Annotated in this window: 14 protein-coding genes; 11 read left to right on the top strand and 3 right to left on the bottom strand. The window is 69.5% G+C overall.

Annotation, left to right across the window (positions count from 1 at the left end; translation table 11 throughout):
- The first annotated feature begins 81 nt into the window (after positions 1-81).
- The gene (menD, locus tag BN984_RS13850; RefSeq protein WP_049968454.1) at positions 82-1,830 is read left to right on the top strand and encodes a 2-succinyl-5-enolpyruvyl-6-hydroxy-3-cyclohexene-1-carboxylic-acid synthase; all 1,749 of its coding nucleotides are present in this window, start codon (positions 82-84) and stop codon (positions 1,828-1,830) included.
- 55 nt (positions 1,831-1,885) lie between these two features.
- Entirely contained in the window at positions 1,886-2,398 is a 513-nt protein-coding gene (locus tag BN984_RS13845; protein WP_049968453.1) for a hypothetical protein, read from the top strand.
- On the opposite strand, the gene BN984_RS13840 is transcribed toward BN984_RS13845, so the two are convergent.
- A complete protein-coding gene (locus BN984_RS13840; RefSeq protein WP_049968452.1) occupies positions 2,395-2,916 on the bottom strand; it encodes a hypothetical protein in 522 nt (173 codons plus the stop codon). The genes BN984_RS13845 and BN984_RS13840 overlap by 4 nt on opposite strands.
- Positions 2,909-3,373, bottom strand: a complete 465-nt coding sequence (locus tag BN984_RS13835; protein ID WP_049968451.1) for a hypothetical protein — start codon at positions 3,371-3,373, stop codon at positions 2,909-2,911. Before BN984_RS13835 ends, BN984_RS13840 begins: the two co-directional genes overlap by 8 nt.
- Positions 3,374-3,493: 120 nt before the next feature.
- Here BN984_RS13835 and BN984_RS13830 point away from each other — a divergent pair, with 120 nt between their 5' ends.
- From BN984_RS13830 to BN984_RS13795, 8 genes are all read left to right on the top strand, one after another.
- Complete coding sequence (locus tag BN984_RS13830; RefSeq protein WP_004043470.1) at positions 3,494-4,411, top strand: 1,4-dihydroxy-2-naphthoyl-CoA synthase; 918 nt, start codon at positions 3,494-3,496, stop codon at positions 4,409-4,411.
- A 144-nt stretch (positions 4,412-4,555) separates the two neighbouring features.
- A complete protein-coding gene (locus tag BN984_RS13825; protein ID WP_049968450.1) occupies positions 4,556-5,773 on the top strand; it encodes an ABC transporter substrate-binding protein in 1,218 nt (405 codons plus the stop codon).
- A 1-nt stretch (position 5,774) separates the two neighbouring features.
- Positions 5,775-6,743 carry an NAD(P)/FAD-dependent oxidoreductase gene (locus BN984_RS13820; protein WP_049968449.1) on the top strand — a complete coding sequence of 323 codons (969 nt, stop codon included), beginning with the start codon at positions 5,775-5,777 and terminating at the stop codon, positions 6,741-6,743.
- A gap of 180 nt (positions 6,744-6,923) precedes the next feature.
- Positions 6,924-7,862 carry a 1,4-dihydroxy-2-naphthoate polyprenyltransferase gene (locus BN984_RS13815; RefSeq protein WP_049913439.1) on the top strand — a complete coding sequence of 313 codons (939 nt, stop codon included), beginning with the start codon at positions 6,924-6,926 and terminating at the stop codon, positions 7,860-7,862.
- A gap of 2 nt (positions 7,863-7,864) precedes the next feature.
- A complete protein-coding gene (menC, locus tag BN984_RS13810; RefSeq protein ID WP_008093304.1) occupies positions 7,865-8,917 on the top strand; it encodes an o-succinylbenzoate synthase in 1,053 nt (350 codons plus the stop codon).
- Positions 8,918-8,986: 69 nt separating this feature from the next.
- Positions 8,987-9,796, top strand: coding sequence for an enoyl-CoA hydratase/isomerase family protein (locus BN984_RS13805; RefSeq protein WP_004977043.1), 810 nt, complete (start codon positions 8,987-8,989; stop codon positions 9,794-9,796).
- A gap of 98 nt (positions 9,797-9,894) precedes the next feature.
- The gene (locus tag BN984_RS13800; RefSeq protein WP_004977044.1) at positions 9,895-10,611 is read left to right on the top strand and encodes a ThuA domain-containing protein; all 717 of its coding nucleotides are present in this window, start codon (positions 9,895-9,897) and stop codon (positions 10,609-10,611) included.
- A 144-nt stretch (positions 10,612-10,755) separates the two neighbouring features.
- A complete protein-coding gene (locus BN984_RS13795) occupies positions 10,756-11,514 on the top strand; it encodes a glucose 1-dehydrogenase (protein WP_008093301.1) in 759 nt (252 codons plus the stop codon).
- Between the two features lie 278 nt (positions 11,515-11,792).
- Here BN984_RS13795 and BN984_RS13790 read toward each other — a convergent pair whose 3' ends face one another.
- Positions 11,793-12,668 carry a hypothetical protein gene (locus BN984_RS13790; protein WP_049968448.1) on the bottom strand — a complete coding sequence of 292 codons (876 nt, stop codon included), beginning with the start codon at positions 12,666-12,668 and terminating at the stop codon, positions 11,793-11,795.
- A gap of 412 nt (positions 12,669-13,080) precedes the next feature.
- Between BN984_RS13790 and BN984_RS13785 the strand changes: the two genes are divergently transcribed.
- Positions 13,081-14,622 carry an ATP-binding response regulator gene (locus BN984_RS13785; protein WP_049968447.1) on the top strand — a complete coding sequence of 514 codons (1,542 nt, stop codon included), beginning with the start codon at positions 13,081-13,083 and terminating at the stop codon, positions 14,620-14,622.

Genomic DNA, 14,622 nt, shown 5'->3' with positions numbered 1-14,622 from the left:
GCCGTAGCCGGCGACCGACATCGTAGCTGACGACCGACTTCGACTCGACTCGATTCAATCCGATTTGACGACCCAGACGAGATGACAGCACCGAACCGAAACGCCCTCTGGGCACGGACCTTCGCCGACGAACTGGCACGCACCGGCATCGACGCGGTGTGCATCGCACCCGGCAGTCGCTCGACGCCCCTCACGGAGGCGTTCGACCGCCACGACGACATCGAGACGTTCTCGCACCTCGACGAGCGCTCGGCGGCCTACTTCGCGCTCGGCCGCGCCCGGCGCACGGGCGAGGTGACGCCCATTCTCTGCACTTCGGGCACCGCCGCCGCCAACTTCCACCCCGCGGTCATCGAGGCGTCGCAGGCCCGCGTGCCGATGCTCGTCCTCACGGCCGACCGACCGCCGGAACTCCGCGACAGCGGAGCCAACCAGACCGTCGACCAAGAGAAGCTCTACGGCGACGCCGTCCGCTGGTACAAGGACATGCCCGAACCGGAGGCCACGGACAGGAAGCTCCGGAGCCTCCGAACCACCGCCGGCCGCGCGGTCTCCGAGGCAACCGGCGTCGACGCCGGTCCCGTCCACCTCAACTTCCCCTTCAGAAAGCCGCTCGAACCGACGTACGTCGAGGGCGACGTGCCCGCCGACCTCGACCCCGAGGCGCTCGACGGCCGGAGCGGGAGCCGACCCTACGTCAAGACGACCGCGGGCGCGCCGGAACTCTCCGAGGACCACCTCCGAAAGCTCGCCGACGACCTCGCGGTCGACCGCGGACTCATCGTCGCCGGTCCCGCCGACCCGCCGGGATTCAACGCCGAGGCCGTCGCCGCGTTCGCCCACGCGACCGGCTTCCCCGTCGTCGCCGACCCGCTTTCGGGGCTCCGATTCGGCGGTCACACCCGGACGACGACCGTCCTCGGCGGCTACGACGCCTACCTCGACGAGCGCGTCACCGCCGACTGGCCCGACCCCGAAGTTGTCGTCCGCATCGGCGCGTCGCCGACCTCGAAGGCGCTCCGGAAGTACCTCGCGCGCACCGACGCCCGGCAGTACCTCGTCGACCCGACGGGCCGCTGGCGCGAGGCCGAGTTCGGCGCGACTGACCTCGTTGAGGCCGAGCCCTCGGTGCTCGCGTGGCGGCTCTCGCAACTCATCCGCAACCGCCCGGACGAGGGCTGGAACGCGCGGTGGACCGACGCGGAGGACGCCTACTGGAGCTTCGTCGACGACGAGACCGACGCCTTCGAGGGCCGGCTCGCGGCCGACGTGGCCGACCTCGCGCCCGAGCCCTCGACGCTGTTCGTCTCGAACTCCATGCCCGTCCGCGACCTCGACCGCTTCGCGCGACCCTCGACGAAGTCCCGGACGGTCCTCGGCAACCGCGGCGCGTCCGGCATCGACGGCATCGTCTCCTCGGCGCTCGGGGCCGGCTCCGCGGCGACCGACCACCTGACGCTCCTGACCGGCGACCTCGCGTACTACCACGACATGAACGGCCTGCTCGCGCTCGGTCGCCTCGGCGTGGACGCGACCATCGTCCTCGTCAACAACGACGGCGGCGGCATCTTCCACATGCTCCCCATCGAGGAGTACGAACCGCCCTTCACGGACCAGTTCAAGACGCCCCACGGCCTCGACTTCGCGGCCACCGAGGACCTCTACGACCTCTCGTTCGCGTCGGTCGACCCGGACGACTTCCGCGACGCCTACGCCGAGTCGGTCGCCACCGACGGCACCGACGTTATCGAAGTCCGTACCGACGCCGAGGACTCGCACCGCGTACGCGAGCGTATCGCCGAGCGCGCCAGAGAGCGACTGTCCGACTGACCGACCGAACCAGTCGACCGACTGACTTTTCTCCCGCGCTCCGAATCGTGGCGACATGTCCTCCGCACTCTTCCGCCAGTACCGCGGCAGCGTCTACGCCGTCGCCGGGTTCCTCGGCGTTCTCGCGTTCGCCTACGCGACCGTCGTCGCGTACGAACCCCTCGCCGGGGTCTTCGCGGGCGCGACCGTCGTCTTCGGCGTGGTGCTTCTCTCGGACCTCGCCGAGCGCGGCTATCCCCCGGCGCTCGGCCGCCGCGGGACGCTCGCGCTCGTCGCGGTCGTGGTCGCCTTTCCCGTCCTCTGGTTCGTCGTCCAGCGGCCCCTGACGGGCCTCGGCCTCGCGCCGCTCGTCGCCGTGGTGGCGTGGGGGCTCGCGCGGTTCAAAGCCGGCGGCTACCCCGAGTCGATGGGTCGCCGCCGGTCGCTCGCGACCGCGGTCGTCGGGACGGGGCTCGTCGCCTACGGCTCCGTGGCCGGAACGACCGCCTTTCTCGTCGGCATCGCGGCCGCGGTACTCGTCGGACTGGCGTCGTGGTTGACGAGTCCGCGCGGTCCGCTTCGAGACTAGCCCCCCGCGTCGGAAGCGTCGTCCGAGACATCTGACTTCGCCCACGGCCCGACGAGTCGCCCGGCGGCCCAGTAACAGCCGGCGTCGAGGACGACAGACAGGCCGCCGATGACGCCGCCGACGACGCTCGCGGCCGCGACGCCGATGAGCGCGATGAACGCCAACGAGAGGAGCGGGGCTCCGTTCAGAATCGCGCCGACGAGGAGCACCCCGAGGAGGAACGCCGCCCCGATGAGCGCGCCTGCCGCGAACCCGCGGAGGACGAGTCGCCACAGTCCGCGGAGGCCGTCCTGCAGGTCGGCCAGCCCGCCGCCCGCCAGCGCCCACCGGGTCACGGCCGCGGTGAGGAGCCACAGGTAGGCGAAGGCGGCGACGCCCGGAAGCGTCCCGAAGTTGGCGAGTTCGCCTTCCAGCGCGCCGCTCGCGTGGGCCGCGAGGAGTCCGACGAGACTCAGGACGACGAGATTGAACGACGAGACGACCCACGCCTCGAAGCGGCCGGCGGCGGTCTCAGCCATGCGCCAACACCTCCGCGAGCGCGACGAGGACGAGAAGCGCGGCGGCGGTCGCGCCGTAGCTCTTCGCGAGGAGCGAGCGCCCGGCACCCACCGGGTGGTCTCGTCGGAGCCTGAGCGCGACGAGCGTCCGGACGAACGACCCGAGGACGAACGCGGTCACCGCGAGGAGCTTCACCGTCAGTATCGTTCCCCAGCGGCCGGACGGGCCGGGCGGACCGAGCGCGCCGAGGTTGCCGACGCCGGTGACGACCATCGCGCCCATCGCCGCCCAGAAAACCCACTCGTAGGTGGTCGCGAGAGTCGACGGGTCGCCGACGACCCCGGCCGAGTCACCCGCGCCCTCGGTCCCGGAACCGGGCGCTCTGAGCGTCGTCCACGCGAACACTGCGCCACCGAAGACGAGCGCCATCCCGACGATGTGGACGAATCTGACGAGAAGGCTGGTCGCGGCCGACATGCGCGAGAGTAGTTCGCCGACTGACAAATAGTTCCGGGCCGAGCGGAGAACGCGGCGGGACTCGGCCCCGAACCATCGCCGCAAGCGAATCTTTTTGCGCCGCCCGCGCCGCCACTCGGTATGGTCTCGGAGATTTTCGACCCCGACCGCTGGGAGCCCGTCCCGGGGTCCGACGAGTTCGACGACATCACCTACCACCGCGCCGTCGACGTGCCGGCGGTCCGTATCGCGTTCGACCGCCCCGAGGTCCGAAACGCCTTCCGACCCGGAACCGTGGACGAACTCTACGCCGCGCTCGACGACGCCAGAAAGCGCGCGAACGTCGGGTGCGTCCTCCTGACCGGCAACGGTCCCTCCGAGAAGGACGGCGGCTGGGCGTTCTGTTCCGGCGGCGACCAGTCGGTCCGCGGCGGCTCGGGCTACGAGTACCGCGACGACGACGAGGCCGACGCCTCCGACGACCCGCTCGTCCGCGAGGCGAAAGCCGGTCGCCTGCACATCCTCGAAGTCCAGCGGCTCATTCGCTTCATGCCCAAACCCGTCGTCGCCGTCGTGCCGGGGTGGGCCGTCGGCGGCGGCCACTCCCTGCACGTCGTCTGCGACATGACGCTCGCCTCCGAGGAGCACGCGAAGTTCCTCCAGACCGACCCCGACGTGGCCTCCTTCGACGGCGGCTTCGGCTCCGCGTATCTCGCAAAGCAGGTCGGCCAGAAGAAGGCCCGCGAGGTGTTCTTCATGGGCAAGACCTACTCCGCCGAGGAGGCCGTGGACATGGGCATGGCGAACGAGGCGATTCCCCACGAGGAGCTAGAGGACGTGGCGCTGGAGTGGGCCGACGAGATGACGAAGAAGTCGCCGACGGCCATGCGCATGCTCAAGTACGCCTTCAACATGACCGACGACGGCATGGTCGGCCAGCAGGTGTTCGCCGGCGAGGCGACCCGGCTCGCCTACATGACCGAGGAGGCCCAAGAGGGCCGCGACGCCTTCCTGGAAAAGCGCGAACCCCGCTTCCGCGACTACCCGTGGCACTACTGAGGGCCTGACCCCGGCTCTCGCCGGACGCCGGACCCGCAACCGCGATGCGGCCCCTCCCGTCGGGCCGAAACACGTCGCCTCGCCAAGGTTTAGGCCGGCCGAAAAATAGGAACGCTCTTATACATTTAGGTTAGCCTAAATCCCATGGAAGAGAAATCCACCGGGCAGGAGGGACTCACGCGACGCAACTACATTCGGTACGGCGGCACGGCTCTCGGTGCCGGGATGCTGGCCGGTTGTACGTCGGACTCGTCGGGGAGTGACGAGACGACCACGGCGGCCGAGACGACGACCGAGGCAGCCACCGAAACGAGCGCCGAGACGGAGACCCAGACGACCGAGGCGGACTCCTCGTACTCGGTGACGATGGAGCCGATGGGCGAGGTCACGTTCGACTCGGTTCCCGAGTCGTGGGCCGCCTACGACGGCGGCTACGCGGACATGGCCGTCGCGCTCGGCGTCGGCGACGGGCTGACCGGCGTCGGCGGCGCGGGCCGGTACTACACCTACGTCTACGACGAACTCCCCGGCGTGAGCGTCGACCGCGAGCAAATCGAGGCGTACCCCGAGGTCCGGACGAAAGAGGAGTTCTACGAACTCGACAACGACGTCCACCTCTACGACCCGAACATGCTCATCAACTGGTTCGACTGGGACCAAGCCGACGTGGACGAAATCGCGGAGAACGTCGCCCCGTTCGTCGGCAACCTCGTCTTCCGCCGGTCGGACGGCTGGCACGACTACCGCTACTACACGCTCTACGAGGCGTTCGAGAAGGTCGCGCAGGTGTTCCAGCGCGAGGACCGTTACGAGGCGTTCGAGGCGTTCCACGACGAGTTCATCGCGGAGATACAGGCGGAACTGCCGCCCGCGGACGAGCGCCCGAACGTCTTTCTCACCTTCGAAGGGACGACCGAACCCGAGACGTTCTCGCCGTACCGCCTCAACGACAAGGGCACGAGCAAAAAGCAGTGGAACGACCTCGGCGTCACCGACGCGCTCTCGGGGACCGACATCGAGAACCTCAGCACGACCAACCGCGGCGAACTCGACTACGAGAACCTCCTCGAAATCGACCCCGACGTGATTCTCGTCCGCGGCCACAAGCGCAAGACGCCCGAGGAGTTCCGCGACACCGTCCTCGCGTACATGGAGGACCACCCCGTCGGCGGCGAACTGGCGGCCGTCCAGAACGGTCGGGTCTACCGCGGCGGCTACCTGTTCCAGGGGCCGATTCACAACCTGTTCCTGACCGAGCGCGCCGCGAAGCAGTTGTACCCCGACGTGTTCGGCGACGTGACGGACGACGCCGAACTGTTCGACCGCCAGCGCGTCGCGGACATCGTCAACGGGGAGTTCTGAGATGGCGGACGCCGAGCGCTCGGAGGGGACGGCGACGACGACAGCGACCGACCCCGAAACGGCGGCGTTCGACTACGACGTAGCCATCGTCGGCGGCGGGCCGACGGGCTGCTCGGCGGGCGTCTTCACCGGTCGGTACGGTCTCGACACCGTCGTCTTCGACCGCGGCCGGTCGTCGCTCCAGCGCTGTGCCTATCTGGAGAACTACCTCGGCTTCCCCGGCGGCGTCGACGTCGAGACGTTCTACGGACTCATCCACGACCACGTCGAGGCGGCCGGCTGCGACCTCGTTCCGGAGCTCGTCGAGGCGGTCGAACCCGCCGGCGGCGACGGGACCGAGACCGCGGACGCTGCCGGGCCGGGCTTCGAGGTCACGACGCAGGACGGCGAGACCGTCACGGCGAGGCGGGTCATCGCGGCCGCCCGCTACGGCGGCGACTTCCTCGAACCGCTCGACGACGACGAGATGTTCGTCACCTACGAGTACGACGGCGAGACGCGGACGAAGTTCGACCGCGACTACGCCGACATCGAGGGCCGGACAGCCATCGACGGGCTGTACGTCGCCGCGCCGGTGAGCGAGGTCAACGTGCAGGCCATCATGTCGGCCGGGCAGGGCGCGCGCGTCGGCCGGTCGGTCATCACCGACCACCGCCTCGAACGGGGGTATCCCGAGGCCCTCGCGCATCACTGGGACTGGATACGTCCCGAATCGGAACTCGCCGGCGAGGAGACCGCCCGCGACGACTGGCGCGAGCGGTTCGACAGCCGAGTCCCCGACGACTGCGACCTCGCCGAGGAGCGACTCCGCGAACTCCGCGAGGCCGACGTGGAGCGTCAGCGCGAGATGTACATCTCCGAGGAAGCGGTCGAAGCTCGGGCCGAGCGCGGTCGCGAGCGACTCGCCGACCATCTCGGCGTCGCCGCCGATTCCGGTCCCGCCGCTGATTCCGCTTCCGACTCCGAATAGCGAGTCATCGACACCCCACCGTCGGCGACGGCGATGACCACGTCGTCGCCGACGTCGGGGCGCTCTCCCTCGTCGGGGCCGACGCGCACGCCGGGGGGCCGCCGTCTCCCACCCACCGCCTCGGCGTCGCGCGCTTTCGGATAGGAACTTACTCACTGCTTCGGCCCTCGTATGCAGACAATGAGCACGCAGGACATCTCTCGCAGGCGGGCGTGGGTGATGGCGTCGCGGCCGCAGACGCTCCCGGCGGCCGCCGCGCCGGTCGTCGTCGGCACCGCGGTCGCGGTCCACGCCGACCTGTTCGCCCCGCTCCCCGCGCTCGCGGCGCTCGTGGGCGCGCTTCTCATCCAAGTCGGGACCAACTTCGCCAACGACTACTACGACGCGGTGCAGGGCGCGGACACCGAGGCCCGCGAGGGGTTCACCCGCGTCACCGCGGGCGGGCTCATCCCGCCGGCCGAGGTCAAGCGGGCGATGTACCTCACCTTCGCCGCCGCCGTCCTCCTCGGCACCTCCCTCGTCTACGTCGGCGGCGTGCCCATCCTCGTCATCGGCCTGCTTTCGGTCGCCTCGGGCATCGCCTACACCGGCGGCCCGTACCCCCTCGGCTACCACGGTCTCGGCGACCTGTTCGTCTTCGTCTTCTTCGGCCTCGTCGCCGTCGTCGGAACCTTCTACGTGCAGGCCGCGAGCGTCCTCGCCGCCCCGCTCACCGTCGGTATTCCGGAGGGGACCGTCACGGTCGTCGCCGTCCTCGCCAGCCTCCCCATCGCGGCCATCTCCACGAACATCCTCGTCGTGAACAACGTCCGCGACAAGGAGGAAGACGCGACCACGGGCAAGCGGACCCTCGCGGTCCGGTTCGGCTACGGTTTCGCCCGCGCCGAGTACGTCGCCATGCTCGCGCTCGCCTACGTCGTCCCCGCCTACCTGTGGACCCGCGCGGGCTTCGACTGGTTCGTCCTCCTGCCCATGTTCTCGATGCCCGTCGCGGCCCGCATCGCGCGGACCGTCGTGACCGAGACGAAAGGCGAGAAGCTCAACCCCGCGCTCGAAGACACGGGCAAACTCCTCGCCCTCTACGCCGTCCTCTTCTCGGTCGGCCTCGTCCTCGCGTGACGATGCGTCTCCGCGAGTTCGCCGTCGACCTCGAAACGCCGCTTTCGACCGCCAAGGGCGACATCGAGCGCCGCGAGGGACTTCTCGTCGCGGTCGACGTTGCGGGCGAGACTGGCGTCGGCGAGGCGACGCCGCTTCCGGGCTGGACCGAGTCGCTCGCCGACTGCCGCGACGCGCTCGCCGACCTCGCCGAAGGCGACGCCGTGGCCGACGCCAATCCCGAGTCCGCACTGGAAGACGGGACACTCGCAGACGCGCCCGCCGCGAGACACGCCGTCTCGCTCGCCGTCTCCGACGCCCGCGCTCGCGCCGCCGACCGACCGCTCGCCGCGTCCCTAGCCACCGACTCGCACACCTCGCTTCCGGTGAACGCGACCCTCGGCGACGACGGTCCCGAGGCGACCGTCGAGGCCGCCGAGACCGCCGTCGAATCGGGGTACGACTGCCTCAAACTGAAGGTCGGCGCGCGCGACCCGACCGACGATGTGGCGCGTCTCCGGGCCGTCCGCGAGGCGGTCGGTCCCGACGTGTCGCTGCGGGCCGACGCGAACGCCGCGTGGGACCGCTGGACCGCCGACCGCTTTCTCGACTCGGTCGAGGAACGTGACCTCGACCTCGACTACCTCGAACAGCCGCTCCCGGCCGACGAACTCGACGGCCACGCCGTCCTCCGGCGGCTCCACGACACGCCCATCGCGCTCGACGAGTCGCTGGCGGCGGTCCCGCCGCAACGCGCGCTCGCCTCGAACGCGGCGGACGTGCTCGTCTGCAAGCCGATGGCGCTCGGGGGCCCGGACCGCGTCCGCGACCTCGCGGCTCGCGCCCGCGACGCCGGCGTCGACGTCGTCGTCACGACCACCATCGACGCCGTCGTCGCCCGACTCGGCGCGCTCCACGTCGCGGCGTCGCTCCCCGGCGACCGGGCCCACGGGCTGGCGACCGCCTCGCTCCTCGACTCCGACCTCGCGGTCGACCCGGCACCCGTGCGCGAGGGCCGGATGCGCGTCCCCGAGGCCCCGGGGCTCGGTATCGACGTGTCCGCGCTGTTCTCCTGAGCCGGTCAGCGACGATTCAACTCTCCACGGTCCAAACGTTTTTCACGGTTCTGCACGTCGAACCGGGAGATGACCGAGGTCGAACTCGACTCCGACGCGGTACGGCTCGCGCTCGACGACGGCGTGGCGACGGTGACGCTGGACGCCCCGGCGGTTCGGAACGCGCTGACGGTCGAAGTCACCGCCGGCGTGCGCGAGGCGCTGGGCTCGCTCCCCGACGAGGCGCGCTGTGTCGTCCTCCGCGGGAGCGACGAGGCGGGCGCGTTCTGTGCCGGCGGCGACGTGAACGCCATGCTGGAGCTACAGGCCGACGCCATGACGCTCCCAGAGGCGGTCGACCACGTCGTCCGCGACACCGCCGACTGCGTGCGCCGCGTCTACGAGTGCGACCTGCCGACGGTCGCGGCCATCGACGGCCCGGCCGTGGGCGCGGGCGGCGCGCTCGCCATCGCCTGCGACCTCCAACTCCTCCGCGAAGACGCCTCCGTCGGCTTCGGTTTCCGCCGGGTCGGCCTCGCGGTCGATTCCGGGCTGTCGTACCTCCTTCCCAGACTCGTCGGGCGCAACGTCGCCATGGAACTCGTCTACACGGGCGAGAAACTCGGCCCCGAGCGGGCGCTGGAACTCGGCGTCGTGAACCGCGTCGCCGACGAGGACGAGTTCGAGGCGGAACTCGACGCCCTCACGGAGCGCATCGCCGGCGGCCCGACGAAGGCGCTCACCGCCTCCAAGCGCCTGCTGCGCCGCCCCGACGACTCCATCGAGGCGGCCATCGAACACGAGGCGTCGGCGCAGGCGGTCATGTTCGGAACCGACGACCACGCCGAGGGCGTGGAGTCGTTCATGAGCCGGCGGGAACCGGAGTTCGAAGGCAAGTAGCCGACTCGGCGGGGGACCGCCACGGGCCGCCCTCGCCCTCGCCTTCGGCGCATTTCGCTGTCGGTGCATACTTGTCGCCGCCCGGCGACGGCGGGAGTATGGTCACCGTCACCGTCTGGAACGAGTACCGACACGAGAAGGAAAACGACGAGGTCGCCGAAATCTACCCCGACGGTATCCACGCGACGATAGCCGAGGGGCTCCGCGAGGCGGGTTACGACGTGCAGACCGCCACGCTGGACGAACCGGAACACGGCCTCACCGAGTCGGTTCTCGACGACACCGACGTGCTGGCGTGGTGGGGACACAAGGCCCACGACGAGGTGGACGACGCAATCGTCGACCGCGTGGTCGACCGCGTCCGCGACGGGATGGGACTGCTCGTGCTCCACTCGGGACACTACTCCAAGCCGTTCAAGCGCCTGATGGGGACGACCTGCTCGCTGAAGTGGCGCGAGTCGGGCGAGAAAGAGCGCGTCTGGGTCGTCGAGCCCGGCCACCCCATCGCCGACGGCCTCCCCGAGTCGTTCGAGGTCCCCCGCGCCGAGATGTACGGCGAGCGGTTCGACATCCCCGCGCCGGACGAACTCGTCTTCACGTCGTGGTTCGAGGGCGGCGAGGTGTTCCGCTCCGGCTGTTGTTACACCCGCGGCAAGGGCCGCGTCTTCTACTTCCGGCCGGGCCACGAGACCTACCCCATCTACGAGCAGGAGGAGGTTCGGACCGTCCTCGACAACGCCGTCGACTGGGCGGCCCCCGGTGACGGGCCCGACCCGTACTTCGGCAACGCGGAGCCCATCGAAGACCTCGACTGAGCCGTCGGTCGGAGAGAGCGGACGAAACACTATTTTCTCGGCCGCGAGAGCGTCACGCGTCCCTGAAGAGGCGTTATTTCCGAGTGACACCTACTGGCACGCACGACCGCGCAGCCCACGCGGCCGGCGGGTCGTGGTGATATCATGAAGGGAATCGATGGGAAAGTCGCGCTCGTCACGGGCGCGGCGTCGGGTATCGGTCGGGCGACCGCGCTCCGGTTCGCCGAGGAGGGCGCGATGGTCGCGCTCTCGGACGTGCAGGTGGACGCCGGCGAGCAGGTCGTCCGAGAGATAGAAAGCGAGGGCGGCGACGCCGCCTTCTTCGAGGCCGATAGCTCGAAGGAAAGCGACGTGGCGAGCCTCGTCGACAGGGCGGTAAGCGAGTTCGGCGGCCTCGACTTCGCGCACAACAACGCGGGCATCGAGGGGACGCCGGGGCCCATCGCCGAGCTGTCCATCGAGGACTTCCAGCGGGTCATCGACATCAACCTGACCGGCGTGTTCCTCGGCCTGAAGTACGAGATTCCGCGCCTCGTCGAGAACGGCGGGGGCGCTATCGTCAACACGTCTTCCGTGGCGGGACTGACCGGCGGCGCGAACCTCGCGCACTACTACGCCGCCAAACACGGCGTCATCGGGCTGACCCGCTCTGCCGCGCTCGAAGTGGCGACCGAGAACGTCCGCGTCAACGCGGTCTGTCCGGGCGTCATCGAGACGCCGATGATAGAGCGATTCACCGCCGGCAACGACGAGGCGAGGGCCGGACTGGTCGAAGACGAGCCAATCGGCCGCCTCGGCAAACCCGAGGAGATAGCCAGCGCGGTCGTCTACCTCTGTTCCGACGACGCCTCGTTCGTCACCGGCCACCCGATGGTCGTCGACGGCGGCTACGTCGTCCCGTAGCCGACCCGCGCAGAGCCCCGTTTTTTCGCCGCCGGAGTCCGCCCGCCCGGACGGGACCGTCCGGAGCGCCGACTATCATAAGTGGGTGCGGTCCGGAGAACGCCCATGGCACAACCGACGAGCGGACAGCGGCGACTCATGTTCGCCCTGTTCGCGTTCGCGGCGCTCGTCTTCCTCCTCGGCATCGTCGTCATCGGCTACCTCGCCGGCGCGTTCTGAACACTCCCGAGGGCACCCGTGACCGTCCCCGCGGCTCGGGACGGCGAACAGCGGCCGGCTCAGCGGGTCGCGTCTTCGGGGTGGTAGGTCTTCCCGCGAGAGCCGTCGGCGGTCATCCGGCGGAGCGTCGCGGCGGCGTTGCTCGCGTCGTAGCCGAACAGCACGTCCTTCGCGTACTCGTCTGCGACCTCGATGGCGTGGATGAGGTCGTCCACGTCCACGTTCACGGCGTACAGTTCGAGCGAGAAGTCGACGTCGTAGGGCTCCAAAAGCGAGACGAAGCCGCGGGCGATGGTTTCGAGCCAGTAGGTCGTCCCGTAGTTGGTGTCGTAAAGCGGGACGACGAACTCGTCGACGTGCGCCGAGAGCGCCTCGACGTCGAGGCCGGCGCGGCGGTAGAGGTGGCCCGGATAGGGGTCGGGATAGAGCGTGAGATACAGGCGACCGGGGACGCGCTCGGCCGCGTCGGCGACGAAGTCGGTGATGACCTCGGCGCGCCACTCGAACCAGGCGTCCTCGTCGTCGGCGTCGCGGCCGCGGTCGGCGGCCCACGCCTCGAACTGCGAGGTACACCGGTCACACCGGCAGTACTCGTCGCGCGGGAAGCCAACGTCGTCGAGGCGAACGTCGCCGTTGGCCGCGGCGGCGTCCTCGACGATTTCGAGCAGACCGGCGCGGTACTTCTCGTTCGTCGGGCAGATGTACGCCCAGTCGAAGTACGTTCGGTCCCGCGTCGCCGGGTTCCCCTCGCCGTCGACGGGGACCAACTCGGGGCTCTCGTTGGCGGCGGCGTTGTCGCCGAAACACGATATCATGTTGACGGCGTTCGACAGCGGTTCGGCCGCCCGGCCGGTGACGTCCTTGACCTCGTAGAAGCCGCGGTCGAACTCCGGCCAGTCGACTTCCTCTTCGTTGCGCGTGACGACCCCGTACATGGCTCCGCCTTCGCGCGGGCGGCGGGTAAGTCGTTCGCTCTCGGCCGTGCACGCCCTCTTCGGGCGTCGTCACTGACCGGCCGCGAATGAGGCGAACCCGGCCGAACGCGGCCGAGCACGCGAAAAAGTGGTTACTCTTCGATTTCGACTTCGACGGTGTCTCCGCTCCCGGAGAACACGGTGTAGAGGACCGCCACGAGCGCCAGTACCAGAACCAGTTTGGCCTTCTTGGACATACCGAATACTTCGACTGCACCGCACTAAGTGATTACGACACCGGGGCAACTGCGGCGAGCGATTTAAAAACTGGATGCACGTTCCGAACTGTCGTTAATTAAATGACAGAACGCGCAGAAAAGTTATCTTATCTGAGAGCATTCCGTTACTCGTTCAGTTTCCTCTGCTCCGCCCGATGCAATTCGATACTCCGCTCCGCGTCCTCTCCGCCGACGGCGACCGCGCGATTACCCGCGCCGTCCAGCGGACGGTCTCGAACGCCGTCGTCGAGTCGGCCGAGACGCTCGCCGCCGCTCGCCGCGCCCTCGACGGCGACGACGCGTACGACTGTCTCGTTCTCGGTTCGGCGTTTCCCGACGGTGACGGGGTCTCCCTGCTCCGCGAGATTCGCGCGGCCGGCGGCGACCTCCCGGTCGTCTTCCTCGCGCCCGGTGACGCCGACCACTCCGTGACCGAACTGGTCGATTTAGCTATCGACGCGTACCTCGCCCGCGAGGAAGTCCTCGCGCGGGCGACGGCGACCGCCGACGACGCCGGTGGTGCCGACGACGCCGAAGACCCGCTCGGCTCGCGGGTCCAGCGACTCGCCCGCGAGCGCCGCAGGACGCGGGCCACCCGCGGGACGGCCGAACGGGTCGAGGAGGCAGTCGACACGGAATGGTTCATCGAAGACGCGCTCGACGCGCTCGACGACGTGTTCTACGTCTACGACCGCGAGGGGAAACTCGTCTCGTGGAACGAGCGACTCTCGGAGCTCACCGGCCTGTCGGACGCCGAACTCACCGGCATGTCGGCCGACGCGTTCTTCCACGAGGCCGACCGACCGGCGGTCGAGCGCGCCGTCGAGGAGGTGATGCGGACGGGGACGACCGTCGTCGAAGCGCGACTCCCGACCGACGACGAGACGCTGTTGTTCCAACTCACCGGCCGCCGGCTCACGGGGCCTGACGGGGAGGTCGTCGGCTTCTGCGGCGTCGGTCGCGACATCACGACCCGCCGGCAGCACGAAGAGCAGCTCGCACAGCAAAACGAGCGACTCGGGGAGTTCGCCCGGGTCCTCTCGCACGACCTCCGAAACCCGCTTTCCATCTCGATGGGCTTTCTCGACCTCGAACGAGAGGCCAACGACTCCGAACATCTCGAACGGGTCGCGACCTCGCTGACCCGCATCAGCGACATCGTCAACGACGTGTTGACCGCGGCCCGAAGCGGAAGGGCGGTCATCGATTTCGCGCCCGTCTCGCTCGAAGCGGTCGCCCGCCGGGCGTGGAACACGGTCGAGACGGGCGACGCGACGCTCGTCGTCGAGTCCTCGGCGACGGTTCACGCCGACCCCGGTCGGCTCCAGCGGCTGTTCGAGAACCTGTTTCGGAACTCGGTGGAACACGGTTCCACGGGCGGTCGAACCCCGCCGCTGACCGTCCGCGTCACCGCGTCGCCGGCCGAGGTGACGTTCGCGGTCGAAGACGACGGTTCCGGCATCGACGCCGCCGTCGCAGCGCGGGTGTTCGAACGCGGCTTCACCACCTCGGCCGAGGGGACGGGCTTCGGCCTCGACATCGTCCGGTCGCTCGCGGAGGCCCACGGCTGGACCGTCTCCGTCGGGTCGGCGGCGACCGGCGGCGCGCGCTTCGAGTTCGACGGCGTCGAGTTCGCCGACGAGGACCACCGCTGTCAGGCGAGCGCCGCGCGAAAAAGGTCGTCGAACGAGTGCTAA

The sequence above is a fragment of the Haloferax prahovense genome (assembly GCF_000723845.1).
GTDB classification, from domain to species: Archaea; Halobacteriota; Halobacteria; order Halobacteriales; family Haloferacaceae; genus Haloferax; species Haloferax prahovense.
This window is presented reverse-complemented; position numbering and strand designations above follow the sequence as displayed.